The 401-nt window shown below is 67.6% G+C and carries 1 protein-coding gene; it reads right to left on the bottom strand.

The features are described 5' to 3' along the window. Window positions 1-401, bottom strand: a 401-nt coding sequence (locus tag M8318_RS00160; protein WP_262660565.1) for a bacterio-opsin activator domain-containing protein, incomplete at both ends; no start/stop codon positions are given.

Here is a 401-nt window from a genome sequence, read left to right on the forward strand (position 1 = left end):
GTCTCCGAGTCCGCCGCCACGACATCGAGAACCGTCTCGCTTTCTGGACCCCGGATCGTGAGGAACGCAACGAGGGCCTCTCCAGTCGGTGTAACCCCGTCGACGACCACCTCGCACGACGCCGCGGCCGAGAGATCGACGAAACCGATCGACCGGTCGCGGGTCCCGAACTCGAGTTCGATCACCGTATCGCTCATGAGCGCCCGGCGCTGTTCGGCAGCGCCGATCGCGTACGCGACGGTCTCGCCGAGATCGGAGAGGACCGCCCGTTCGTCCGCGTCGAACGCCTCGGGCCGCGGCGCATAGACACAGAGCACGCCGTAGGTAGTCTCGCGGTACGTAAGCGGGACGGCAATCGCCGACAGATAGCCCCTCTCGAGTGCGGCCTCGCGCCACGGCTC

The organism is Leclercia tamurae, from assembly GCF_025566055.1.
Classification (GTDB): Bacteria; Pseudomonadota; Gammaproteobacteria; order Enterobacterales; family Enterobacteriaceae; genus Enterobacter; species Enterobacter tamurae.